At 47.9% G+C, this 23,643-nt stretch carries 26 protein-coding genes and 1 riboswitch; of the genes, 2 read left to right on the top strand and 24 right to left on the bottom strand.

From position 1 onward, the window contains the following. Positions 1 to 54: 54 nt before the first annotated feature. The 23 genes from atpG to ACETMN_RS30550 all read right to left on the bottom strand — a co-directional run bounded on the left by atpG (position 55) and on the right by ACETMN_RS30550 (position 21,189). Complete coding sequence (gene atpG / locus ACETMN_RS30440) at positions 55 to 927, bottom strand: ATP synthase F1 subunit gamma (RefSeq protein ID WP_036612560.1); 873 nt, start codon at positions 925 to 927, stop codon at positions 55 to 57. Between the two features lie 209 nt (positions 928 to 1,136). Then, the gene (atpA, locus tag ACETMN_RS30445) at positions 1,137 to 2,651 is read right to left on the bottom strand and encodes a F0F1 ATP synthase subunit alpha (protein ID WP_047840700.1); all 1,515 of its coding nucleotides are present in this window, start codon (positions 2,649 to 2,651) and stop codon (positions 1,137 to 1,139) included. A 16-nt stretch (positions 2,652 to 2,667) separates the two neighbouring features. Next, positions 2,668 to 3,216 carry a F0F1 ATP synthase subunit delta gene (locus ACETMN_RS30450; RefSeq protein ID WP_036612565.1) on the bottom strand — a complete coding sequence of 183 codons (549 nt, stop codon included), beginning with the start codon at positions 3,214 to 3,216 and terminating at the stop codon, positions 2,668 to 2,670. Next, positions 3,213 to 3,701 (bottom strand): F0F1 ATP synthase subunit B, encoded by a 489-nt coding sequence (gene atpF / locus ACETMN_RS30455; RefSeq protein ID WP_036612568.1) that lies wholly within the window; start codon positions 3,699 to 3,701, stop codon positions 3,213 to 3,215. Before atpF ends, ACETMN_RS30450 begins: the two co-directional genes overlap by 4 nt. A 113-nt stretch (positions 3,702 to 3,814) precedes the next feature. Then, positions 3,815 to 4,039, bottom strand: coding sequence for a F0F1 ATP synthase subunit C (gene atpE, locus ACETMN_RS30460; protein WP_017691934.1), 225 nt, complete (start codon positions 4,037 to 4,039; stop codon positions 3,815 to 3,817). A 77-nt stretch (positions 4,040 to 4,116) separates the two neighbouring features. Beyond that, the gene (atpB, locus tag ACETMN_RS30465) at positions 4,117 to 4,935 is read right to left on the bottom strand and encodes a F0F1 ATP synthase subunit A (RefSeq protein WP_091012950.1); all 819 of its coding nucleotides are present in this window, start codon (positions 4,933 to 4,935) and stop codon (positions 4,117 to 4,119) included. 45 nt (positions 4,936 to 4,980) lie between these two features. Beyond that, entirely contained in the window at positions 4,981 to 5,358 is a 378-nt protein-coding gene (locus ACETMN_RS30470) for an ATP synthase subunit I (protein WP_017691932.1), read from the bottom strand. Further along, positions 5,351 to 5,605 carry an AtpZ/AtpI family protein gene (locus tag ACETMN_RS30475; RefSeq protein ID WP_017691931.1) on the bottom strand — a complete coding sequence of 85 codons (255 nt, stop codon included), beginning with the start codon at positions 5,603 to 5,605 and terminating at the stop codon, positions 5,351 to 5,353. The genes ACETMN_RS30470 and ACETMN_RS30475 overlap by 8 nt, the downstream gene beginning before the upstream one ends. 185 nt (positions 5,606 to 5,790) lie before the next feature. Continuing rightward, on the bottom strand, positions 5,791 to 6,948 hold the full coding sequence (wecB, locus tag ACETMN_RS30480) for a non-hydrolyzing UDP-N-acetylglucosamine 2-epimerase (RefSeq protein ID WP_017691930.1): 1,158 nt from the start codon (positions 6,946 to 6,948) through the stop codon (positions 5,791 to 5,793). Positions 6,949 to 7,210: 262 nt separating this feature from the next. Next, positions 7,211 to 7,840, bottom strand: a complete 630-nt coding sequence (gene upp, locus ACETMN_RS30485) for a uracil phosphoribosyltransferase (RefSeq protein ID WP_017691929.1) — start codon at positions 7,838 to 7,840, stop codon at positions 7,211 to 7,213. 423 nt (positions 7,841 to 8,263) lie between these two features. Further along, the gene (gene glyA / locus ACETMN_RS30490; protein ID WP_167483715.1) at positions 8,264 to 9,511 is read right to left on the bottom strand and encodes a serine hydroxymethyltransferase; all 1,248 of its coding nucleotides are present in this window, start codon (positions 9,509 to 9,511) and stop codon (positions 8,264 to 8,266) included. A gap of 41 nt (positions 9,512 to 9,552) precedes the next feature. Beyond that, a complete protein-coding gene (locus ACETMN_RS30495) occupies positions 9,553 to 10,146 on the bottom strand; it encodes a TIGR01440 family protein (protein ID WP_047840701.1) in 594 nt (197 codons plus the stop codon). A gap of 141 nt (positions 10,147 to 10,287) precedes the next feature. Continuing rightward, positions 10,288 to 10,369, bottom strand: a riboswitch (ZMP/ZTP riboswitch). 96 nt (positions 10,370 to 10,465) lie between these two features. Further along, positions 10,466 to 11,038: a low molecular weight protein arginine phosphatase gene (locus ACETMN_RS30500; protein WP_091012945.1), complete on the bottom strand. Its 573-nt coding sequence runs from the start codon at positions 11,036 to 11,038 to the stop codon at positions 10,466 to 10,468. Between the two features lie 58 nt (positions 11,039 to 11,096). Then, complete coding sequence (locus ACETMN_RS30505; RefSeq protein ID WP_076209792.1) at positions 11,097 to 11,657, bottom strand: manganese efflux pump MntP family protein; 561 nt, start codon at positions 11,655 to 11,657, stop codon at positions 11,097 to 11,099. Between the two features lie 203 nt (positions 11,658 to 11,860). Continuing rightward, the gene (locus ACETMN_RS30510; RefSeq protein ID WP_411736448.1) at positions 11,861 to 13,060 is read right to left on the bottom strand and encodes an L-threonylcarbamoyladenylate synthase; all 1,200 of its coding nucleotides are present in this window, start codon (positions 13,058 to 13,060) and stop codon (positions 11,861 to 11,863) included. A gap of 220 nt (positions 13,061 to 13,280) precedes the next feature. Then, entirely contained in the window at positions 13,281 to 13,940 is a 660-nt protein-coding gene (gene spoIIR, locus ACETMN_RS30515) for a stage II sporulation protein R (protein ID WP_411735482.1), read from the bottom strand. 105 nt (positions 13,941 to 14,045) lie between these two features. Beyond that, complete coding sequence (locus ACETMN_RS30520; RefSeq protein WP_411735483.1) at positions 14,046 to 14,180, bottom strand: hypothetical protein; 135 nt, start codon at positions 14,178 to 14,180, stop codon at positions 14,046 to 14,048. A 17-nt stretch (positions 14,181 to 14,197) separates the two neighbouring features. Then, complete coding sequence (locus ACETMN_RS30525; RefSeq protein WP_411735484.1) at positions 14,198 to 15,418, bottom strand: FtsW/RodA/SpoVE family cell cycle protein; 1,221 nt, start codon at positions 15,416 to 15,418, stop codon at positions 14,198 to 14,200. 272 nt (positions 15,419 to 15,690) lie between these two features. After that, on the bottom strand, positions 15,691 to 16,911 hold the full coding sequence (locus ACETMN_RS30530) for an FtsW/RodA/SpoVE family cell cycle protein (protein ID WP_091012935.1): 1,221 nt from the start codon (positions 16,909 to 16,911) through the stop codon (positions 15,691 to 15,693). 85 nt (positions 16,912 to 16,996) lie between these two features. Next, complete coding sequence (gene prmC / locus ACETMN_RS30535) at positions 16,997 to 17,881, bottom strand: peptide chain release factor N(5)-glutamine methyltransferase (RefSeq protein WP_091013280.1); 885 nt, start codon at positions 17,879 to 17,881, stop codon at positions 16,997 to 16,999. 24 nt (positions 17,882 to 17,905) lie between these two features. Further along, complete coding sequence (gene prfA, locus ACETMN_RS30540) at positions 17,906 to 18,973, bottom strand: peptide chain release factor 1 (protein ID WP_076209786.1); 1,068 nt, start codon at positions 18,971 to 18,973, stop codon at positions 17,906 to 17,908. A 523-nt stretch (positions 18,974 to 19,496) separates the two neighbouring features. Further along, the gene (ychF, locus tag ACETMN_RS30545; RefSeq protein WP_017691917.1) at positions 19,497 to 20,597 is read right to left on the bottom strand and encodes a redox-regulated ATPase YchF; all 1,101 of its coding nucleotides are present in this window, start codon (positions 20,595 to 20,597) and stop codon (positions 19,497 to 19,499) included. Between the two features lie 121 nt (positions 20,598 to 20,718). Then, complete coding sequence (locus ACETMN_RS30550) at positions 20,719 to 21,189, bottom strand: GNAT family N-acetyltransferase (protein WP_256974928.1); 471 nt, start codon at positions 21,187 to 21,189, stop codon at positions 20,719 to 20,721. Positions 21,190 to 21,446: 257 nt separating this feature from the next. Between ACETMN_RS30550 and ACETMN_RS30555 the strand changes: the two genes are divergently transcribed. Together ACETMN_RS30555 and ACETMN_RS30560 are read left to right on the top strand one after the other, a co-directional pair. Continuing rightward, the gene (locus tag ACETMN_RS30555) at positions 21,447 to 21,839 is read left to right on the top strand and encodes a hypothetical protein (protein ID WP_411735485.1); all 393 of its coding nucleotides are present in this window, start codon (positions 21,447 to 21,449) and stop codon (positions 21,837 to 21,839) included. Between the two features lie 70 nt (positions 21,840 to 21,909). Next, complete coding sequence (locus ACETMN_RS30560; protein WP_091012930.1) at positions 21,910 to 22,362, top strand: hypothetical protein; 453 nt, start codon at positions 21,910 to 21,912, stop codon at positions 22,360 to 22,362. Between the two features lie 149 nt (positions 22,363 to 22,511). Here the strand turns inward: ACETMN_RS30560 and fni are convergent, their stop codons facing one another. Beyond that, positions 22,512 to 23,579 (bottom strand): type 2 isopentenyl-diphosphate Delta-isomerase, encoded by a 1,068-nt coding sequence (fni, locus tag ACETMN_RS30565; RefSeq protein ID WP_411735486.1) that lies wholly within the window; start codon positions 23,577 to 23,579, stop codon positions 22,512 to 22,514. Between the last annotated feature and the right edge of the window lie 64 nt (positions 23,580 to 23,643).

Raw genomic sequence — 23,643 nt, forward strand, 5'->3', positions numbered from 1 at the left:
TAATGTACCGTTCGTTTATCTTTGCTCTGCAAGCCTTCATTAATAAAAAAACGGTTAGCCTTGTGCTGCGTTGGCACCTGCCACAATTTCCGTAATCTCCTGCGTAATCGCCGCTTGACGGGCACGGTTGTATGTCAATGACAAGTCGTTAATGAGTTTGGATGCATTTTTGGTTGCATTACCCATTGCCGTCATTTTCGCGCCGAGCTCACTTGCCTTACCGTTCAGAAGTGCACCATAGATCAGCGTTTCCGCGTAACGCGGAAGCAGAACCTCCAGTACAGCCTCAGCAGACGGCTCGTATTCGTAGCTTGCCGTTGGTCCTTCCGCAGCAGTTACCTCAGGTGTTTCCATCGGAAGAAGTTTCTCTACCGTAGGAATCTGGGTCAACGCATTCACAAAGCGGTTATAACAAATGTACAATTCATCAAATTCAGCCAGTTCAAACCCATGAACAGCTTCGTGTGCGATGGATTTGATGTCTGCAAATGAAGGCGAATCCGACAGATCCGTTGTTGTGGATGCCATCGCAATTTCACGACGTCTGAAGTAATCGCGTCCTTTACGTCCAATGACGAACAATTCGTAATCATCCTGAGAGTTGTGGCGTTCTTTGAGCGTCTGATTAACTTGACGCAAAACGTTCGCATTGTATCCACCTGCAAGACCACGGTCCGATGTAATGATCAGGTAAGCTGTCTTTTTGACCGGACGGCTCTCCAGCATCGGATGCTGTATACCTTGCGTGCTTGATGCAATACTCGCTACAACTTCTTTCAGTTTCTCCGAATAAGGACGGGCTGCTTCCGCTTTTTCCTGCGCTTTACGCAGTTTTGCAGCAGCTACCATCTCCATTGCTTTGGTGATCTGCTTGGTGCTTTGTACGCTTTTAATTTGCCGCTTAATTTCGCGCATGCCTTTTGCCATGATTTCACCACCTTAAAGTTTTGACAAAGTCAAAACTACATCGTAAGCACAACCCTACTTTGACGGAGTCAAAGTTACTTCGTAAGCATCACCACTAGTTTTGACAGAGTCAAAACTACATCGTAAGCATCATCTTTTTTGACAGAGTCAAAGTATTACATGCAGACATGCGGAATCAGTTAGACAACTCCGCACCTGCAATCATTTATTTAGACAGAGACAGCAAAGCTCTTTCTGAACTTCTCAATTGCACCTTTCAGTGCATTTTCGTTGTCTGCAGTCAATTCTTTAGTATCACGGATGGATGCAAGAATCTCCGGATGGCTGCTCTCCATGAACGCGAGGAACTCACGCTCGAAACGAGTAACATCACCTGTTGGAATCTCATCCAGGAATCCTTTAACCGCAGTGTACAAGCTGACAACCTGTTGTTCAACAGGCAGAGGCTGGTTAACACCTTGCTTCAGGATTTCCATCATACGCGCACCACGATTCAGGCGGGCCTGAGTCGCTTTATCCAGATCGGAACCGAACTGGGAGAACGCTTGAAGCTCACGATATTGAGCGAGGTCGAGACGCAGTGAACCTGCAACCTTTTTCATCGCTTTGATCTGAGCAGAACCACCGACACGGGATACGGAAATACCTACGTTGATCGCCGGGCGTTGTCCAGCATTGAACAAGTCAGCTTCCAGGAAGATTTGTCCGTCCGTGATGGAGATTACGTTCGTTGGGATGTATGCAGATACGTCGGAAGCTTGTGTTTCAATAAACGGCAGTGCGGTTAAAGAACCACCACCAAGTTCATCATTCAGCTTCGCAGCACGCTCCAGCAAACGGGAGTGCAGGTAGAAGACGTCACCCGGATAAGCCTCACGGCCTGGTGGACGACGAAGCAACAAGGAAAGCTCACGATATGCAGAGGCTTGTTTGGTCAAGTCATCATAGATAACCAGAACGTGCTCGCCTTTGTACATGAAGTACTCACCCATCGAACAACCGGAATACGGTGCGATGTACAAGAGTGGTGATGGATCGGAAGCTGCTGCAGTTACAACGATTGTGTACTCCATTGCGCCTTTACGACGAAGAGTTTCCACAACTTGAGCAACCGTAGACTGCTTCTGACCAATAGCCACATAGATACACTTCATGCCGCTACCTTTTTGGTTCAGGATCGCATCAATCGCGATGGATGTTTTACCTGTTTGACGGTCACCGATGATCAACTCACGTTGTCCACGACCGATTGGAACCATTGCATCAATGGCTTTGATCCCTGTTTGCATCGGCTCATGAACCGATTTACGATCCATTACGCCTGGTGCTTTACCTTCAACCGGACGGAATTCCGTTGTAGCGATTGGCCCTTTGCCATCTACAGGAATACCGAGCGGGTTCACAACGCGTCCAATCAATGCTTCGCCTACAGGCACTTGCATGATTTGACCCGTACGTTTCACTTGGTCACCTTCACGAATATCGTAGTAAGGTCCCAGGATAACGACACCGACATTGCTTTCTTCGACGTTCATGGCGAGTCCCATAACACCGCTTGGGAATTCAACCAACTCGTTGGACATGACGTTCTCAAGTCCGTAAACACGAGCGATACCATCACCAACCTCGATTACCGTTCCGACTTCGACTACATCGATATCGGTCTTGTATTGTTCGATTTGGCTCTTAATTAATGTACTGATTTCTTCTGGTTTGATACTCAAGTGTCCTCACCCCAATCTACTGTACTCGTCTGTTAAAAGACTGCTCAAGACGTTCGAGCTTGCCAGCCAAGCTGCCGTCATAGATCGTATCGCCAATGGCGACTTTCAATCCGCCCAGCAGAGTCGGATCAACAATGTTCTCGATACGAATCTTTTTATTCACACGGCCACCGAATTCACGGGCTACCGCTTCTTTTTCTTCATCATTCAATGCATAAGTCGAGTAGACACGTGCATCAGCGATGCCCAGCGACTCACCTTGGATCTTCCGATAATCATTCAGCAAGTCTCCCAGCAATTCAACGCGTCCGCGCTCAATCAACAACAAGACTGTACGAAGGACTGAATCGGATACCTTGCCATCAAGACTTGAGTGAATTACGTTCTGCTTGGCTTCATCAGAAATATTAGGGGATACGATAAATTTCTCGATATCTGCATCTCCGGTCAATGCACTGACTACTGCAACCAGTTCCTGTTCAACCTCAAGCACCTGCTGTTGCTGAAGTGCAACTTCGAACAATGCTTTCGCATAACGTTTGGCAACAATCGTATCGCGGCTCATTGTCGGCCTCCTACCTCATTGAGGTATTGGTTCACAAGCTCTTCTTGTGCAGGACCGTTCTCAACTTCTTTTTTGATCAACTTGGATGCAATCTGAACGGAAGCTGTACCCAGTTCGCTGCGAAGTGCTGCGACTGCTTTGTTCTTCTCGCTCTCGATTTCGCGTACTGCATCGTCTTTCAGACGATTAGCTTCAGCTTTTGCATCAGCCAAAATCGATTCAGCTTGTTTGCCACCTGTTTGTTTGGACTGTTCAATGATGTCGTAAGCATCTTGACGTGCTTGCTCAAGAGCTTGTTTTTGTTCCTCCACATAGGCAATGGCCTGTTCCCGAGTCTGTGCAGCCTCATTCATCTGCGTCATCACGAGTTCACGACGTTTTTCCATAATGGAGAACAAAGGCCCGAAGGCATAACGGCTAAGCAGCCAATATAAAATTGCAAATGCTACAATCGCAAGAAGCGTATTTTCCCATATGAAACTCAATCTGTTCACTCCTTCCTGGAGGTATCCTTGAAACGTCATCCGTTAGAACGGACATCACCTAAAAAGAAGGCGCGGATGGCTATGGCCTTCCCCGCCAAACCTTTAAAATTTAATTAAGCCATACCGTAGAACATGAACGCGAGTACCACACCGATGATCGGCAATACCTCGATCAAACCTACACCGATAAACATTGTTGTTTGAAGAGTGGATTTTGCTTCCGGTTGACGGGCAATACCTTCCACCGTTTTGCTGATTACCATACCGTTACCAATACCTGCGCCAAACGCGCCCAGTCCTGCAACAATTGCTGCTGCGATTAATGCCATTGCTCCCATTTGTATATCCTCCTTAAAATGATAAATCGAATTTTTTATTGTTCAGCCTGTGAAGTAACCTTCGTAGGGCTTGAAACTTAATGCTCATCGTGCGTCTCGATGCTCTGTGAAATGTACACCATCATCAAGATAACAAATACAAATGCCTGGATCGCACCGATAAAGATACTAAAACCTTGCCACACCATGAGCAGCGGAATCGCTGCAATAGCACCAAACACTTTGAATGTGGTCAGTTTCAGGATCGTTGCGATCAGTACCTCACCTGCGAAGATATTCGCGAATAGACGCATACCATGTGTCAATAGCTTGGATGCCGTCTCAATCAAGTTGATTGGCAAGAACAAGGCGAATGGCTTAAGGTAATGCTGGAGATATCCTTTAGTATTACGGAACAATCCGAGTCCATGAGATACAAGGAACGCTACGAGAGCGAGTCCCATTGTTACAGACAGATCGGCTGTCGGTGATTTCCACCAAGCCAGTTCAACGTGAGGGTGAGCTTCCGGGTCCTTGGCATGCGCTTTATCAAACGCCTCCACCGCTGTAACTATCGGCTGACCGAATACCTGAGCCTGATTAACATCAGTTACTTCAGATACAGCCACGAGCGGAAGACCTAGCATATTCCCTACAAAAATGAACATAATCATGGAAAGAGCGAGAGAGATAAAATGTTTACCTTTCTTCATATCCATTGTACTGGAAATCAGATTGCGGACGAATTCTACTGCCCACTCCATAAAATTTTGCAGCTTGCCGGGGTTCTCAACGGATAATCTTCTTGTCGCTACTACAGCAAAAATAAAAACAATTGCACCTGTAACTACCAGCATCAACAGAACCGATAGATCGAGTCGAAATCCGCCAAGCATAATAATTGGAGCTTCATGCATATTTTTCTCACCCCTTTCTCGACTTGAAAGCTGCAGCCCTTAACATCATTCTGCTCTGCGGGAATAGACAATCCCTATAATCAATAAGGAATATTGTGCAATGACGAGACCGCCTGCAACCGCATATGTATTGAAGTACTGCGGAAAGCGCATCGATATGAATATACCGAGCACAGCGAATGCCGCTCTTGTCAAAAATCCCAAGTTGACACGCTTCAAGTTACCTTCTGCCGCATCATCAGACATTTTCCTTACTTTGTAGCCCAGGTAAAATGCATTGATCCAGCTAACTCCTGTACCCAGGGCCAGTCCCAAAGCAATTGTCTCCACACGTGGCATAAAGGCCGCTGCGAGAAAACAAATCATAAGAAAGTACATGACGAAAACAGTCATCGATCTGCGGTATCTGGTTAGTTCACTCATCACTTTCCCCCATGATTTTTTTCGCGATAAAGTAGATGCTTACACCGCCTGCCGCAAGAAAAAAGAGAACGCTTACGGCGATCCATATTCCGTTACCTCCGATGGTCTTGTCCAACCAGGAGCCAGCGTAATATCCGGCAACAGCGAGAATGGCAATCTCGATCCCAAAAGCTGTCACGAGTCCCATCGCTTTCCATACATTATCGTCATGGTTACGGGATGAATTTGGTTTGTTCGAATCGGCCATTTTCCACGCCACCCTTGCAATCCCAGTTAATTTTACTGAATGATGAGAGCCTTTGTCAATTGAATGATTTTAGCGTTTTAAAGGGGGAAACGACGGGAATACAGACCCTCAAAGCCCATAAACCCGCGTAAACCGTACAGTTTAACTGTATGCTTGCCCTTTATAAATCCGTCAGAAAAAATGTATTATTTTTTGAATTTTCTGTGAAATGATTCCGGACGCTCACTATTTACACCGAAATGATGCAAAATCGCATTGACAATTCTTTCCGAAGCATGTCCATCACCGTATGGATTGGCAGCCTGGCTCATGCTTGCATACAGGGTTTTGTCTGTAAGCAGAGCTTTGGTCCGTTCATACACACGTTCCTCTTCGGTACCTACCAATTCCAGCGTTCCGGCTTCAATACCTTCCGGGCGTTCTGTTGTATCGCGCAATACGAGCACAGGCACACCAAACGAAGGAGCTTCTTCCTGCAAACCGCCTGAATCGGTCAAAATCAAGTGAGTGTGCGGGTAAAAGTTATGCAAATCCACCACGTCTAGCGGATCAATTAATTGAATACGGGGATGATTCCCCAAAATCGCGTGAGCCGGCTCCTTCACAGCAGGACTTGGATGCACCGGGTACACGATGGCAATATCTTCGAATTCGTCGGCAATCCGTTTGACGGCCTGGAAAATGTTGCGGTGAGGCTCGCCCTGAGATTCACGGCGATGAGCTGTCATCAGCACAAGGCGTTTGCCTTGGGCCCAATCAAGTACCGGGTGTGTGTAGTCCTCCCGTACTGTATATTGAAACACATCTGTTACCGTGTTGCCTGTGACGTACGTACTAGACTCTGATTTATTTTCTTTGGCAAGATTGGAAGAAGACCAATCCGTAGGCGCAAAGTGTAGATCAGCCAGTACTCCTGTCAGCTGACGGTTCATCTCTTCCGGATATGGAGACAGCTTGTTCCACGTCCGCAGCCCCGCTTCTACATGCCCTACCTGAATCTGTTGCAAGAATGCTGCGTAGCTCGCTACAAAGGTAGTTAATGTATCCCCGTGAACCAGTACAATATCCGGCTTAGCTTCGGCTAACACTGGATCCAGACCGCCAAGCACACGAATTGTAATCTCATTCAATGTCTGACGGTCTTTCATTACATCCAGATCATAATCGGGATGAATGTCGAAAACTTCAAGTACCTGATCCAACATCTGGCGATGCTGCGCAGTTACGCAAACAATAGATTCAATAGACTCAGGGTGTTTCTGCAATTCCAAAATAAGCGGAGCCATCTTGATGGCTTCCGGACGCACCCCGAAGATCGTCATGACTTTAATTTTGTTGGACATTCGAGCAAAGCCCCTTTTCTATAAGTTCATGTTCAAAAAGTCCGGTTTTCAGTACCAAGAATATGGAATGAAGGTAGAAATGGAGTAGCGGAGCGTAGGGAAAACTACGTGAGCAACCAAAATGTTTCCTTCGGAAACATACTTCGTAAGCCTACCGCTCATTTCGGCTGAATTTCATATTCGATGCCGATGATGCCCTTGGGCATCCTTCGTAATCAAAATTGGACTTTTTGAACAACCTCTTACAAAGCATGCGATATGCTTATTTAGTGCCGTATAAACGGTCTCCTGCATCTCCAAGCCCTGGAACGATATAACCATGATCATCCAGACGGTCGTCCAATGCTGCTACATAGATGTCCACATCGGGATGTGCATCCTGCACAGCTTTTACGCCTTCCGGTGCTGCAACCAGGTTCATCATTTTGATTTGGGTACAGCCACGTTTTTTGAGCACATCAATAGCTGCAATCGCCGAACCGCCCGTTGCCAGCATCGGATCAATTACGATCAATTGACGCTCTGTCACGTCTGTAGGCAGTTTGGTGTAGTATTCTACCGGTTGCAGTGTTTCCGGATCACGGAACAGACCAACATGTCCAACTTTTGCCGCTGGCAACAATTTCACAACGCCATCCAGCATTCCGAGTCCTGCGCGCAGAATTGGCACCAGTCCGAGCATACGTCCAGAGATGACTTTACCTTGTGTTGCAGCTACAGGTGTCTGTACATCAATCGTCTCCAGTTCAACATCTCTTGTAATCTCATAAGCCATCAACGTTGCCACTTCATCCACCAATTCACGAAAATCTTTCGTATTCGTACGCATGTCGCGTATAAACGTCAGTTTGTGTTGAATCAAAGGGTGATCACATATTACTAATTTTCCCATTTAATTTGTCCCTCCGGTAAGTTCTTCATGTTCAGCATTTCCAAATATACCTAGCCACCATTCATGGGCTCGATAAATCCTGTATATTATATCATCACCAACAACGAATTACACCATCAAAGGGCACCCAATCATTACAGATTACCGAATCCTATAAAAAACAGGACCGGAAAATGATCCATCCGGTCCTGTTTTGCTCCTGCTGTTATGTCGTTGAGTGGGAAAAATATGAATACAAGTGATGCTCCGCAAACAGATTGCACCTTCGATCGCTGTTATCCCCTGATTTTTTTGATCTCCTATAAAAGGAGAAAATCAGGGGATAAAGGCGAGCGCTTCGCTTCTCCGGTTGCATTCTGCCAGCTTCGTCTTTTGTATTCCAATTTAAACAAACTCAAAAGAAAGCAGCATGAGCAAATTTTTTTAGTATTTAAGGTCGGTATAGAGTGGGAATTGGTCTGTCAGTGCAGTCACTTCTGCACGAGCTTCATCCAGCTTCGCCGTATCTTTTGGATTTTTCAGTGTTTTGGCAATGATCTTACCAATAGCAACCATCGCTTCTTCGTTCATGCCACGGGAAGTTGCAGCAGGTGTACCAATTCGAATACCACTCGTTACAAACGGGCTTGTAGGGTCGAATGGAATGGCATTTTTGTTCACAGTAATACCGATGGAATCGAGCACATGCTCAGCTTCCTTACCTGTGATGTTCACACTGCGTGTGTCGATCAGCATCAAGTGGTTATCTGTACCACCGGATACGATGTTCAATCCTTCAGCGATCAGTGTTTCAGCCAGAACCTGTGCGTTTTTCACGACGTTCTGTGCATATGTTTTGAACTCTGGTTGCAATGCTTCTCCGAATGCTACCGCTTTGGAAGCGATCACGTGCATCAGAGGGCCACCTTGGGAACCAGGGAATACCGCTTTATCAATCGCTGCTGCCCACGCTTTGCGGCACAGAATCATACCCCCACGAGGTCCACGCAGCGTTTTGTGTGTAGTTGTTGTTACGAAATGCGCATGTGGAACCGGGTTTGGATGCAAACCAGCAGCAACCAGTCCTGCGATGTGAGCCATGTCCACCATGAACAAAGCGCCTACATCATTGGCGATGGAAGCCAGCTTTTCAAAATCAATGGTACGCGGATATGCACTTGCACCTGCAACGATCAGACGAGGGCGGTGTTTGAAAGCCGCTTTGCGTACTTCATCATAATCAATCAGGAATGTATCTTCCTGTACGCCGTATGCTACAAAGTTGTACAGCAAACCGGAGGCGTTAACCGGGCTACCGTGTGTGAGGTGTCCACCATGGGCAAGGTTCATACCAAGTACAGTATCACCAGGTTTCAACGCTGCAAGATATACTGCCATGTTCGCTTGTGCACCGGAGTGAGGTTGAACATTCACGTGTTCTGCTCCGAACAATTCTTTTGCACGATCACGCGCGATGTCTTCAACGATGTCCACATGCTCACAACCGCCATAGTAACGTTTACCTGGATATCCTTCAGCGTACTTGTTGGTCAGAACAGATCCCATTGCTTCAATTACTGCTTCACTTACGATGTTCTCGGATGCAATCAGTTCGATGTTGTTCTGTTGACGTTTCAGTTCAAGATTCATCGCTTCCAGTACTGCCGGGTCATTCTTGCGCAATTGTTCCATGATTAAATTCCTCCCAAGTATAGTGAAGTAGGTTGAATATGTTAGTCACAAAATGTTGAATCTGGTTGTTCTTCCATACGATACACCGCGCGTTCGCCGCCAATCAACTTCGGACGGGTCAACGCTGTGGTCACACGTGCATCTCCAACGTAACGGAGCGCTGTACGATAGGGTACGGCTACATGCCGGAGATGCATCCCAATCATCGTCTCCCCAATGTCCAGACCCGCATGGGCCTGCACATGTTCAGCCAGGCATGGATCGGTCAGCGAACGATATGCTGCGGATGCCATTGAACCTCCGGCCTTGGGCACGGGTATAGCACCAACCTCGGTCAATCCAAGACGAGTAAGCACAGAACGTTCCATGACCAGCGCACGGTTCAGATGCTCACAACATTGGAATACCGTGTCAAAACCGAATTCCTCCTGCACCTCGCGTATACCCGCAAGAAGCTGCTGCGCCACTTCAATGGCACCACTCGTACCAATCCGAGCGCCTGCGACTTCACTTGTGCTTGTACCGATCACAACGATCTGTCCAGGCCCAAGCTGTCCGGCAAGCGCCAGTTCATGCAGAATAGACGCGGTCTGTTCCTGCAATCCGGGTTGTTCCGAATCTAACTCTATAGTCATCCTATCATCGCCTCCCGATAAAATCATGCCCGCTGTCTCTTGGCTGTCCTTCGTATTCTTGAACGGCATCTCAGGTACTATTATAGCGAATAATCAGATGAAAGACGAAAAAAAGAGCAGTCTGCGGGTAACGCAGAATTGCTCTTTTGCCCAGGCGACCGGCCGTTTGTTCCGGTGCTCCATCGTGGTTATGCCCACTTCGTCGCCAGTTACACCGGATCCCTGTTTTCCCCTTCATCATAAAACATCACGCGTTTAAAATCAACGGTTAATTTACATCACGTGTCCTATTTCTATAACCTGCCCCGCAGGATCAGAATTATCCCAGCTTATCCAAAAGCCGGTCCAATGCCGTCCGAATCTCAGCTGCAGCTATATTGTAATCATCACGACTTCCCCCAAACGGATCGGAGATGTCGAAACTTGGAATTCGTTGTCTAATCTCAATGGCTCGCTCCCGCTCCGATGCCAGGATCTCTTGCCCAAGGGCACGTTTCATCTCAAGTGTTGCAAACAGGCTGTCCAACTCCTGAACATCACTTAATACCTGTTCATCATCCTCCACATATTCTTTCAATGTATAGGTTTTGTGGACTGCGTCGGGAAAAACCTGCATGACATGCTGCTTATGACTCCGTGTTAATGTAAGAACCAGATCGGCCCAACCTACCAGGTTAGAGCTAAGCTGTGTGGAATGAGGTGGACCTTCAACGTTATGATCTCTCAAAACCGCTTCAGCATGTCGGGAGATCGGCATCCCCGACGTTGCTGCCACACCTGCAGAGCGAACCTCTAACTGAATGCCGCGCTCCGATGCCAGTTTTCGCAAAAGCCCCTCTGCCATGGGGCTGCGGCACGTATTTCCAGTACATACGAATAAAATATGTTTCATTGTGTTAGCCTCCCCATTTTACATATGATGCGAATGATATGATATCTCAAGTTTTATTCTAAAATATAAACAAAAGTCCAAACGCAAGCAAGATTGCGCCACCAATGGCCTCACCGTAATCCCCAAGATTCTGGCTCACCCGACGGCCTAATAGCAGACCCATAACCGACATCACCCCGCCACAAACACCAAAGGCAAGTACCGTCAAGATCAGATCACTGCTAAACATCCCTAAGGAAACGCCAACGGAGAACGAATCCACACTTACGCTGAGGGAGAACAAAACAACGCCGAGCAGGGAACGGTGGTCCACCAGCTTGGTATCGCCTTCACGGAATGCATTCAGAATCATATGAGCACCTAACAGAACAAGCAATCCACCTGCCGCATACGTCGTAATGTCACCGAGCAGGGAGCTGACGTATTTGCCCATATACATGCCGATGAGCGGCATGATGATATGAAATAGCGCCGTAACAATACTGATTCGCAATACATCCCGCAGCCGAATGCCCTTCATGCCAATTCCGATCCCGAGTGAGAACGCATCGAGGCCAAGCGCAATAGCCATGATCAAAATGGTTACCAACTGCCCTACATGGGCAGACACATCCCACATCCCCATACCCCCAAGTCACGTAAAGGTTCTTGTACACGATATGCGGACAAGGACCTAAACATGACCGATGAAAGGCAAACGGCGACGGATTACTCCATCTCCATGACGCATAAGGCTGGATTGTGTGCATGTGGATGAGATGTTTTAATTGATTTGTTTTGGAAAAGAGTACGTAGCTCTCCTGACTGTATGATCAGGAGAGGTTAAGAGGGTTGCTGGTTGCCAACTTGGATGAGTTGGTTCCCCGCAGCCTTGAGCAGCCGATTCATGACGGCTGCTCCCAGCCCTTCGCGTGAGCAGGCTTCAGCCACAATATATGTGGCGCCTTGCTCATCGCAGCTGCGCAGCGCGGCGTATAGCCGACGCGCTGCTTCCTCCAGCTCGCTGGCGTCACCCAGCGAGAACACGGCATCGGCGTGGTACTGCTCCGCGTGCTCAGCGAACGCCAGCACGGCGGTGCGCTCTCCGCGCTGCGCCGCCTCTGCGAGGGCGGCGCTGATCCAGGCCGCCACCGCTGCGGGCGGCCCCTCTACCACGCACAGCGCCCCTGCGGGTGCGTAGTGCGTGTACTTCATGCCCGGCGAGCGCGGCGCCGGGCTGCCCACGCCATCGGCCCCCTCCGCGAGTAGCGCGGGGTCCGTGGCGACACGGGCGGCAACGGCGGACAGTTGTTCCGCCGTAATGCCGCCAGGGCGCAGGATGGTGACGGTACCGTCGTCACCGACCTGCACAACCGTGGACTCGACGCCCACCCCGGTGGGGCCGCCGTCCACAATGCCGCCGATGCGGCCATCCAGATCCTCGCGCACATGGGCTGCGAGTGTCGGGCTTGGCCGCCCGGAGCGGTTGGCGCTTGGCGCAGCCACAGGGCATGCCGCCGCCGCGATCAACTGCAAGGCCACCGGATGGTCCGGCATGCGCACGGCCACCGTATCCAGACCGGCGGTGACACGTGGCGACACCGCCCCCGGCCTAACCGGCAGCACCAGTGTCAGCGGTCCCGGCCAGAAGGCCGCCATCAGCGCTTCGGCTGTCTCGTTCACTTCCGTGACCAGAGCATCCAACTGGTCACGGTGCGCAATATGCACGATCAGTGGATTGTCGGAAGGTCGGCCTTTGGCGACAAATACAGCCTCCACGGCTGCCGTGCTACGCGCATCAGCACCCAGGCCATAGACCGTCTCGGTCGGAAAGGCTACCGTCTGACCTTGACGAATGCAGGCTGCGGCAGCCTGCAAGTCGGCGAGCGCCTGTTGATCGGCGCTCCCCTTTTTCACATCCAACAATTCAATATTACCCAATCCGTGATCGTTCTCAGCGCTCACCAAGACGCGTACATCCCACATCTCAGTGACCAGTTCTACCGGAGCTTTCGTATCACGGTCTTCTCTACCATCCCTCATCTCAGAGGTGTGTTGCAATTTTTCGTTTTCTCTGCTCATATATCATCATTCCTAAACTTCAAATAGGTTAGTTCATATCCATATTCAATATAAGTAATTATAACATACCTGACTCAACTCGGATGCCCTTCAAACTTCGCCCAGAAATTCACCACCAATTCATATCAAAAGGGCATCTCCCATAATCGAAGTCGCCCTTTACCATAGTATAAATTCGTTGTTATGCGAACAATCCAGTTACCCAACTCCACAGTTTCACGGCCATATCCCACAGAAAGAATCTCGTTTCCGGTGTGTCTCCCTGCACAGATGCCTCGGCATCTCCTGGTTCAGCCGCTGCGGCTGATACCGTTGAAGGTTTCGCCAGTGCATCCCCAGTCCCTGCGTCAATGAAGCACAGCGGCGGGAACAACACACACCACCAGTTCTGACCTTTGCCTTCGCCAAGCGTAATCCGAACAGCTTCATAATCCCCGGCAGGATACACAGTGCCCCCATACAGCTTGGTCGGGAACGGAACAGAACCCAACTCCACCTGATACTCATAATTTAAACCGCGACTGAGCAACTCTTCTCCTACTCTATTCTCAATCTCGGACAAATGCTCACGAATAACCTTGCGCGCTTCATCCAGACTTTGCGGATTCTCCAGTTCGGCTACCCACTCGCCCATCTGAGCAACGACAGCATCCCGAATCTCGCGTTTCACCAATTGATCTCCCGGTGCATCCGAGTTTGCTAGAATACGCAAGCGAATCGATTGTTCCGGAATTGCTGTGGCCGCCACAGCTGCATCCGTTTTCTGACCTTCCCACATCATGATAATCATCATAAGACATACAATAATAAGTCCAACTTGCTTAACAATTCGTCTGTTCATTCCGTTTTCCCCCTCGACTCTCTGATCACGTTGCCTGCAACTCTCTCATGTCTATCAGTATGCCCGGGAGAATCGGAAGTAAACCTAGCATTTGTAATAAATCTACTAAATCGATTCTATGATATACATTCGCTCACCAGTCATGTTAAAAAGGCTGATCCGCACCTGGTTACAGGGCAAATCAACCTCTTCATTTCCACCAACGATCAATTTTATACGCTCCACCGTTTTACTTCTCACCCAGACCGACTCAACAGTTACACAACACTTTTCTCTTTCTTGAGCATATTCCATAAACGTTCCGACAACCGAGGTTGCTGCTCCCCCATCAGAAGTTCATCCTCCTCTTCCTGTCCATACAACTTAATGCTCATGACCACCCCAATACAAGCCATATTAATGAGCAAAGAGGTGCCGCCGTAACTGATGAACGGTAACGTAATACCTGTGAGTGGCATCAGTCCGAGGAACGCTCCCACGTTCTCAAATACCTGATACAATAACATTCCGATAATACCAACAATGATGACGGGTCCTGCGCGTTCTCTGCAAGTCAGAGCAATCAGCACCATACGTTGAATCAGAATAAAGTACAACAGAATCAGTACGGATGCACCAACAAAGCCAAACTCCTCTGCGATCACAACAAAAATGGAATCAGAATACGTATAGGGGACTCGTCCGCTCTGAACGGATGTTCCTTGCAAGTAACCTTTGCCGATGATGCCCCCAGAACCGATGGCTAAACCTGCATTTTTCGTATGCCAGGAAGCTTTGGAGGTAGCCTTTTCCGGTACAAGCCAAGGATCAATCCGTTCTGCCCAATGTTCCCTTTTTATCTTTTCAAGAAAGGTGAACACTTCATCATGGTAGAAAGTATAGGCTTTAACAAAACCAAAGAACGCTACCCCCACGATCGCCAGTGCAATCAATGCGTGCTTCAGCCTCATATTTCCGATCCAGAATACCGCAGCCAAAATTACTACATACCCCAGCGCATTCCCCAAATCATTCTGAGCCATAACAAGGGCAAACGGAATAAACGCCCAACAGCCAATCGGCACAATATCTCTCCAAAATTTCAGCGTGCCTCGTTGTCTCTTCACGATCAAATGGGCGAGAAACAGAATCAGAATCATCTTGAACAGTTCTGCCGGTTGAAAAGAAAAATTGTCGCCCAGCTTCAGCCAGCCGTTAGCATTATTGATCGAACTGCCCAGGACATTAGCCAGGATCAGCAATATAATTCCCAAGCCATACAAATAAAACGCATATTTCACGTATAACTTGTAATTCACAAGCCCGATCACAAGCACCGCAATGAACCCGGCCACATAGAAATAAATTGTTTTGACATGGTGATTCGCCAAGTTGGCATCTGTCTGCGTTCCGCTATAAATCGCAAATACACTAATAATCATGAGCAACAGCATTACAAAGAGAATCACACCATCCATCTTTTTCAACATTCTCAACATGACTCCGTCCATCCCCCTGAAATCTAACAATCTATCATTTCCAATTGAACTCAATATTACCATTGTATATAATTGGATAATAAAATGGAAATCTGGATCTTTTCAGGATGACTATTCAACCATTCAACGGCCTGTCTCCCACACTTAAAACAATAAAAACCCCAAAACATTCACCCCTAAGTGAATAGGGCTGATCTGTTTAAGGGTTCTATTGTTAAGCGGCTTAAATACGAATATCTGACGTTGCTATTTCAAGGTTTGATTCGAGAACGTTATTGCTCCTGCTGGGATGGCTTGCGTCTCAGCACTTTCATCACCAGATCGGTAATACTCGGTTGTTCCGAAGAGCCGAGAATATCTTCGTTCTCTTCCGTGTGAACCTTGATACTCATCACAATCCCCATACTAATCATGTTGAGCATAATGGAGGTACCGCCCGAACTGATAAATGGCAGTGTGATCCCTGTCAGTGGCATCAGACCAATAAATGGGCCAATATTAACAAAGATCTGGTAGAGCAGCATCGCTATAATCCCAACAATGAGATAAGGCCCCGCTCGATCCTTACACTCCAGTGCAATCAGCACCAGCCTGTGAATCAGGATAAAGTACAGGAGAAGCAGTACCGAAGCACCGATGAAACCAAATTCTTCCCCAATCTGCACAAAGATGGAGTCAGCATAGGCCAGCGGCACCCGATTCGACTGAATCGTTGTGCCTTCCATATAACCTTTGCCCGTAATCCCGCCAGAACCAATCGCAAGCTTTGCATTATACGTCTGCCAGAGTACATCTCTTGAGGTCAACTCTGGTACAAGCCAGGGGTCAAAACGATCTGCCCAGTGCGAACGTCCAATGTCATTCAGGAATTTAACAATCTCATCATGATAATGAATATATGCCTGTGTACCACCGATAAAGGTAGCCACAGCAATAATAAAACCAATGAGGGCATGCGTAAATTTAATGTTGCCGATCCATAATAGGCCCACAAGAATGACAACATAACTTAACGCATTTCCCAAGTCATTTTGAAGCAATACGAGTAGTAATGGCGGCAGAACGCAGAGTGAGATCGGAATAACATCACGTCCGAAATAGAGCGGACGATTCTTCTTTCGGGCCAAAAAGGCCGATAAAAACACAATCAGACATAGCTTGAACAACTCAGCTGGTTGCAAACTGACCCCGAAGATGGACAGCCAACCTTTTGCACCGTAATACTCTTTACCAAAAAACATTACGAAAATGAGCAGTAACATACCCACGCCATAGATATATAAATAATTTTTGATTATGAATTTATAGTTGATCATCGACATTCCAAAAAAGACGATGAATCCCAAAATATAAAAGATCACTGCACTTTTCGGGAGTCCCTCCAGCTTCGGACGACCAAACGTTGTACTGTAAATTGACAAAATACTGATAACCATCAGAATAACAAGTATAAACACGATAGAATAGTCTATCTTTTTAAATTTGTGCAGCATGTAATTATGTTCCCCCAAGCATTCAGAAATCTTCGGTATATCTCATTGTAGAGGATTTCACGGTAAAAAGAAAACCCGCGGAACCTTACATTTTCGTCACCTGTTCCGAAGTACGAACACCCAGGACATGCCGCTCGATTCCGGCAAGGTCCGGTACAATGATAATTTCCGGCCAATGTCCCGCCGATTCAAGCAGAGCCGCGATGTCGCGAGCCTGCCCCTGGCCCAGCTCAAAACCAATAATCTGCGGCGGCGCAGGCAGCAGCGACAGTTGCTCCAGCATGATACGGTACGGTGCAAGCCCGTCCGGACCGCCGTCCAATGCCATGCGCGGCTCATGATCGCGCACCTCTTGCTGTAACCCGGCGATATCCGCCGCCGGGATGTAAGGCGGGTTGGACACCAAGATGTCCACCCGTGCCCCGGCGAACGGGGCCAGCAGATCGCCTTCACGGAAGTCGATCTGTACCCCGTTCGCGGCCGCGTTCCGCGCGGCCACTTGCAGGGCAGCCGCCGAGAGATCCCCGGCGCCGACCTGCCAGCGCGGGCGCAGTGAAGCCATCGTCACCGCGATGGCACCACTGCCCGTGCCAATATCGACGGCGAGCGGAGCGCCGTCAGGAAACACGCGGTCGGCTTCGCGCAGCACAGCTTCGACCAACAGCTCGGTCTCCGGCCGCGGAATCAGCACGGCCGGCGTGACCTCGAACGGCAGCCCATAGAATTCCTGGCTGCCGATAATATATTGCGCCGGCTCACCCGCAGCCTTGCGCGTGACGGCGTCCTCCCAGCGGCTGCGATGCTCGCTGGGAAAAGGCTCCGGCTGCATCATGTAGTACGCGGCGCCATAAACGCCGAGTACATGTTCCAGCAGCAGCCGAGCATTGTTTTGCGGCTCGTACACGCCGCACTTTTCCAAAAAAGAGGAAGCCTCCACGAAGGCTTCCCGACAGCTCTGTTCCGGCGTCATGACAAACTGCGCGCGGGTCACAGATTATTCTCCTCTATCCATCATCTCAGTCTGCTGAGCAATGGTCAGTGCAGACAAAATATCTTCAATCTCCCCGTTCATGATCTGATCCAGCTTGTGCATCGTCAGACCGATCCGGTGATCCGTCACACGGCTTTGCGGGAAGTTGTACGTACGAATACGCTCACTGCGGTCGCCCGTTCCCACTTTGCTCTTCCGCTCAACAGAGATCTTCGCTTCCTCTTCCATACGTTTCATATCGAAGATACGCGTACGCAGAACCTGCAACGCTTTTTCCTTGTTGGAGTTCTGTGATTTTCCATCCTGACATGTCGCAACAATTCCCGTTGGAACGTGCGTTACCCGTACTGCGGATTTCGTGGTATTAACCGATTGTCCACCGGCACCACTGGAACAGAACGTATCCACACGGATGTCTTTATCATGAATTTCGATATCAAAATCTTCGGCTTCAGGCATAACCGCAACCGTTGAAGTTGATGTATGAATACGTCCGCCAGACTCAGTTGTTGGAATACGCTGCACACGGTGTGCGCCGCTTTCGTATTTCATTTTGCTGTATGCGCCACGTCCGTTGATCAGGAAAACAACCTCTTTGAATCCACCGAGATCATTTGTGTTAACGTCCATCAGCTCTACACGCCAGCCTTGTGCATCTGCATAACGCGTGTACATCCGATAAAGATCTGCTGCAAACAATGCTGCTTCATCTCCACCAGCTGCTCCACGAATCTCAACAATAACGTTCTTGTCGTCATTCGGATCTTTTGGTAGCATAAGCACACGAATCAATTCGTCCAGTTCCTTCTGACGAGTGCTCAGTTCGTCTATTTCCATTTTGACCATTTCGCGCATCTCATCATCCAGTTTCTCACCCTGCATTTCCTTTGCAGCTTCGAGATCCTGACTTACCTGTTTGTATTCATTGTACGCTTCATAAGTCGGTTGCAGATCGGATTGTTCTTTGGAGTATTCCCGTAACTTTTTGTTGTCACTTGCCACATCCGGGTCACACAAAAGCTCGCTCAACTTGTCATAACGGTCGGCTAACGCCTGTAATTTATCCAACATGTATAGTCACCTCACGCATTATTTTGTCCAAGCACATCACATTTTCAATAATCATTTCAATTCAACATTAATTACATTTATAATCTATATTCCACAACGCACAGGATTCTCACGAATCCCCTGACCGCAGCATGTATTCACATTCATGTATGATCGACGTATAACATCGCTACAACGTCATCAAATCCTTTACTTTTAAAGTTGATATCAAGAAATCGTGTACCCTGTATGAAACTCGCTTCAACTCATCTGTTACAGCGCGAATTTAACGTGGTATACGACTCTTAATTATAGCATATTCTTATGGTTCTGAATAGTAACTGTTCGACGCGCATTACAAAAATAATTCTATTTACATATTTCGGATTGTGTCTTTTCCTTTTATTATATCCACTACGCGCGATCAATCCAGTGCTTGTACACAATATATAGCGATCAAAAACATAAAAAGCCCTGTTATCTTCCAAAGAAGATAACAGGGCTGCTATAACCATTTTTTAAACCATAGTGAACGGTTTAGGAATTATACGTTGAAACGGAAGTGCATAACGTCGCCGTCATTTACAACGTACTCTTTACCTTCAAGACGAAGTTGTCCGCGCTCTTTGGCACCGTTCATGGAACCCGCTGCAACCAGATCGTCGTAGGAAACCACCTCTGCACGGATGAATCCGCGCTCGAAGTCGGTGTGAATGACACCTGCTGCGCCAGGTGCTTTGGTACCTTTGCGGATTGTCCAAGCACGAACTTCCTGTACACCTGCTGTAAAGTATGTGTACAGACCGAGCAATTTGTAAGCCGCTTTGATCAACAGGTTCAGACCGGAATCCTCGATACCGAGTTCTTCCAGGAACATTTGTTTATCTTCGCCTTCCAGCTCAGAGATCTCTTCTTCAACCTTCGCACTGATTGGCACCACTTCTGCGTTCTCAGCAGCTGCGAATTCTCTTACTTTTTGCACGTAAGCATTGTTCGCTACGTCGCCGATTTCATCCTCAGCTACATTGGCTGCGTACAGAACAGGCTTCAGGGTAAGCAAGTGCAGATCGCGCACGATCAGAAGCTCATCATCCGTAAGTTCCATGCTGCGTGCCGGCTTGTCATCGTACAGAACAGCCTTCACTCTCTCCAATACTTCTACTTCTTGAGAGGCAGTCTTGTTGCCGCCCTTCATGTTTTTCTTGGAGCGATCGATTTTCTTCTCAACACTCTCGATATCGGCCAGGATCAGCTCCAGATTGATCGTCTGGATGTCGCTCACCGGGTCAATTTTGCCATCGACGTGTGTGATGTTCTCATCAACAAAGCAACGTACCACGTGTACAATTGCATCTACTTCACGAATGTGGGCAAGGAACTTGTTACCAAGACCTTCACCTTTGCTCGCACCGCGAACCAGACCCGCGATATCTACAAACTCAAACGCCGTTGGTACTGTTTTCTTAGGTACAACGAGTTCTGTCAGTTTGTCCAAACGCTCGTCGGGTACTTCAACGATCCCCACGTTAGGGTCAATTGTACAGAACGGATAGTTTGCCGATTCGGCACCTGCTTGTGTAATTGCGTTAAACAATGTAGATTTACCAACGTTAGGCAGACCTACGATTCCAGCTTTCAAAGCCATGTATATGACAACTCCTCATTGATTACTTGTTCGGTATGGATAATCCTATACATTATATATGACAAACCTCAAGGCATCAAGGAACTTCGCCAATTCGACCAGAGTCCCATCCGCTATTGGTTTACCCTTTGATTTCCTTATACATCGTCAGATCCGTTACCTCATATCCCATCTTGCGATACAGGCTGCTCGCCCGCACATTATGTCCAAACACATGCAGGCCAATGCGATCCACGCCAAGACTCAAGGCCGTCTGTTCAAGCGCCTCCATCGTCTCTGTTCCATACCCTTTACCGCGGTGTGCTTCTTCAACCACAATGTCTAGCAAAAATGCATCTTTGCCACGACGATTATCCGTGATATTAAACCAGATATACCCTACATTTCCGTCTACAGGATGCATCAGATTGTAGAGATACGCTCCGGGTGTGTTCAAGCCTTCTGGCAGATAACGTTCATAAGATTCCTCGGCCAGTTGCTGCGCCTCTTCCTCAGCCCAGGTGCCCGCTTCTACTTTTTCCTGTGCAAAGTCTTTAATCGATCGAATGCGAAAACTCGCATAATCTTCCTGATTCATTGGAGAAAGTTTCAACTTTTTCCCCTCCTTATTTCAAGTGATCTTAATTATGTATGATCTCTGTGCAGTCCTTTTTGCACTACTAGTATCTTATTGTATCCTTTTCTCCCAATAAGCGCATGAAGTTATTCTGAGGATTCGAACTTCAGTTTTCATATTTATCCATTTAATTTATAACTTTTGATCTCTACCCATTGTTTATACCTCATGAAGGAAAGGAGTGGATCATACTGAACACACGTCGCCGATTCTCCAAAAAGAAAATTATTATCTTGTCCGCTATCATACTCGGAATCGCCATCGTCGCTTTTATGAGCTTTCTGAATGCAATCGATCCCTTTCGTCACTTAAGGATCACAATCCATAATCAGTCCGACTATGACCTCACCAATATTCAAGCTAGCCTGGTCCAAGGCGACAACTCGTTAAACAACAATGAGAATGGCTCCACCTACGTAGTCGATAAGGATATTTCCAGCGGAGCAAAGATGAAATTCGCCCCACAGCTGAAACTCTCTGGGGAGGGGGCCGTATCCTTGGCGTTTACGGACAGCCGCGGAAAAACCTATAATAAAACGGTCTGCGGTTATACGGAATACTTGTCCGGCAATTCCTACGTTACTGTAACCAATGAGAATGTCACCGTGAAAGATGAATGTATGTAATAATTCGACAAAACGATTATGTAAGTAATTGAAACATTATTACATAACAATGAATAAGGAGGAAATCACATTGTTATTCAACATAATTTTAGGTGCAAGCGTAGCTTTGTCCATATTACTTTCTGCACATCCAGCTAGTGCTGTTGATGTAGAGGATAGAGTGCAAGATGCCCTTACTACTTCTCCAATCACTATGGAGAACACTGAGGATTCGATTATCAATCCAATGGATGTACAGCTTATCAGACCATTCAATTACAGCAGTTACAATGCGTACGAAAAATCATTCACATTGGTTCCTGACAATGGAGAAGATGCAGATGTTTGGATTCAAAACAATAGTACGGATACTATTTATGCCAAAATTACCGTGGGCAATCTTTCCCCCATTGACATCCCAATCAAGAAAGGGACTCAAAAAACAACAAGAATAGGTGTTATAGGCACAACAAACGTCAAAGTTTATATCTATAGTTCAACAGATCATAAAATGGATATGATTATAAGGGCCCAACAATTTTAATATTATAAATAGTGTAGAGGATACTTCTTAAGAAGTATCCTCTACACTATTTATGTTCCAGATTATCTAGCAAGCAATATGAGTAGACTCAAAATATATAATTAAATAACTCCTAATGAAGCTTATATCACCATCATTTCAACCCCGGCCTACCGCCGTTCCACCAGACGTGACGTCTGCTTCAAATCCTCAATCCGCCCTGAGCCAATGCCGAACATGACGGTACGCAACTCGAACTCCACCTGTTCCAACCGCTCATTTAGCGCATCATCCGAAGCGACCGCAGATTCAAGCAGAGATCGGCCAAAACCAGCCAGATCCGCACCGAGAGCGAGGGCTTTGGCTGCATCCACGCCAGTGTACAGTCCACCGCTGCCAATCAGGGCCCCCGCTGGATTCAGCCCTCGTACTTCCTGAATACACTCCGCTGTCGGAATGCCCCAGTCGGCAAAAGCTTCAGCTGCTGCCCGGCGTACCGGGTTATTGTTGCGGTACTTCTCTACCTGTACCCAGCTTGTACCACCTGCACCGGCCACATCAATGAATGCAACACCAGCTTCATATAAGCGTTGGGCCGTCACACCATCGATGCCAAATCCTACTTCTTTTACGCCAACAGGCACGTCTAACTCACGACACAAGTTCTCAATCCGCTGAAATAATCCGCTGAAGTTAGTATTACCTTCCGGCTGGAAAACTTCCTGCAACGTGTTCAGATGAAGCACGAGCATGTCCGCACCCGCAATATCTACGGCACGATGGAAATCAGCCGTGGTGAAACCATAGTTCAGCTGCACCGCGCCCAGGTTGGCAATGACCGGGATGTCCGGTGCCCAGCGCCGCACATCGAAGGTACTCGCAAGTTCCGGCTGTTCCACGGCAGCCCGGATCGAACCTACGCCGAGCGCCCAGCCTCTGGCGTTTGCTACTCGAGCGAGGCGCTCATTGATGGCGCCCGTTGTTTTACTTCCACCCGTCATCGAACTGATGAGCAAGGGTGTGCGTACTTTTTTGCCAATAAACGAAGTCTCCAGATGCACCTCTTCAAAATCCAGCTCCGGCAGTGGGTGATGGCGAAACGCATACCGCTCCATACCGCTGGTTACCCCTTCTCCTGCCACATTCTCCTCAAGACAGAGGCGCACGTGCTCTAGCTTCCGTTCTCCCGTAGCCACTTCGGGAAGCAGCCGTTCGCCGGCTCGCTCTTGTTCATTCATGATGAGACCTCCTATGTGAGAATCGTGCGGATCGACAGGATAACCTGCCCGTCCCTTACTTCTA

Source organism: Paenibacillus sp. M2 (assembly GCF_046713495.1).
Taxonomy (GTDB): domain Bacteria; phylum Bacillota; class Bacilli; order Paenibacillales; family Paenibacillaceae; genus Paenibacillus; species Paenibacillus amylolyticus_B.

Bases quoted from the DNA above. Each gene is read 5' to 3' on its own strand.
- ACETMN_RS30475 (WP_017691931.1), bottom strand. From the start codon at position 5,605: ATGGCCGATTCGAACAAACCAAATTCATCCCGTAACCATGACGATAAT.
- spoIIR (WP_411735482.1), bottom strand. From the start codon at position 13,940: ATGAACAGACGAATTGTTAAGCAAGTTGGACTTATTATTGTATGTCTT.
- ACETMN_RS30500 (WP_091012945.1), bottom strand. From the start codon at position 11,038: ATGAAACATATTTTATTCGTATGTACTGGAAATACGTGCCGCAGCCCC.
- ACETMN_RS30495 (WP_047840701.1), bottom strand. From the start codon at position 10,146: ATGACTATAGAGTTAGATTCGGAACAACCCGGATTGCAGGAACAGACC.
- wecB (WP_017691930.1), bottom strand. From the start codon at position 6,948: ATGTCCAACAAAATTAAAGTCATGACGATCTTCGGGGTGCGTCCGGAA.
- upp (WP_017691929.1), bottom strand. From the start codon at position 7,840: ATGGGAAAATTAGTAATATGTGATCACCCTTTGATTCAACACAAACTG.
- ychF (WP_017691917.1), bottom strand. From the start codon at position 20,597: ATGGCTTTGAAAGCTGGAATCGTAGGTCTGCCTAACGTTGGTAAATCT.
- ACETMN_RS30505 (WP_076209792.1), bottom strand. From the start codon at position 11,657: ATGTGGGATGTGTCTGCCCATGTAGGGCAGTTGGTAACCATTTTGATC.
- ACETMN_RS30450 (WP_036612565.1), bottom strand. From the start codon at position 3,216: ATGAGCCGCGATACGATTGTTGCCAAACGTTATGCGAAAGCATTGTTC.
- atpB (WP_091012950.1), bottom strand. From the start codon at position 4,935: ATGCATGAAGCTCCAATTATTATGCTTGGCGGATTTCGACTCGATCTA.
- ACETMN_RS30470 (WP_017691932.1), bottom strand. From the start codon at position 5,358: ATGAGTGAACTAACCAGATACCGCAGATCGATGACTGTTTTCGTCATG.
- glyA (WP_167483715.1), bottom strand. From the start codon at position 9,511: ATGGAACAATTGCGCAAGAATGACCCGGCAGTACTGGAAGCGATGAAT.
- fni (WP_411735486.1), bottom strand. From the start codon at position 23,579: ATGAATGAACAAGAGCGAGCCGGCGAACGGCTGCTTCCCGAAGTGGCT.
- atpG (WP_036612560.1), bottom strand. From the start codon at position 927: ATGGCAAAAGGCATGCGCGAAATTAAGCGGCAAATTAAAAGCGTACAA.
- ACETMN_RS30525 (WP_411735484.1), bottom strand. From the start codon at position 15,418: ATGTTGAGAATGTTGAAAAAGATGGATGGTGTGATTCTCTTTGTAATG.
- ACETMN_RS30510 (WP_411736448.1), bottom strand. From the start codon at position 13,060: ATGAGGGATGGTAGAGAAGACCGTGATACGAAAGCTCCGGTAGAACTG.
- ACETMN_RS30530 (WP_091012935.1), bottom strand. From the start codon at position 16,911: ATGCTGCACAAATTTAAAAAGATAGACTATTCTATCGTGTTTATACTT.
- atpE (WP_017691934.1), bottom strand. From the start codon at position 4,039: ATGGGAGCAATGGCATTAATCGCAGCAGCAATTGTTGCAGGACTGGGC.
- prfA (WP_076209786.1), bottom strand. From the start codon at position 18,973: ATGTTGGATAAATTACAGGCGTTAGCCGACCGTTATGACAAGTTGAGC.
- prmC (WP_091013280.1), bottom strand. From the start codon at position 17,881: ATGACGCCGGAACAGAGCTGTCGGGAAGCCTTCGTGGAGGCTTCCTCT.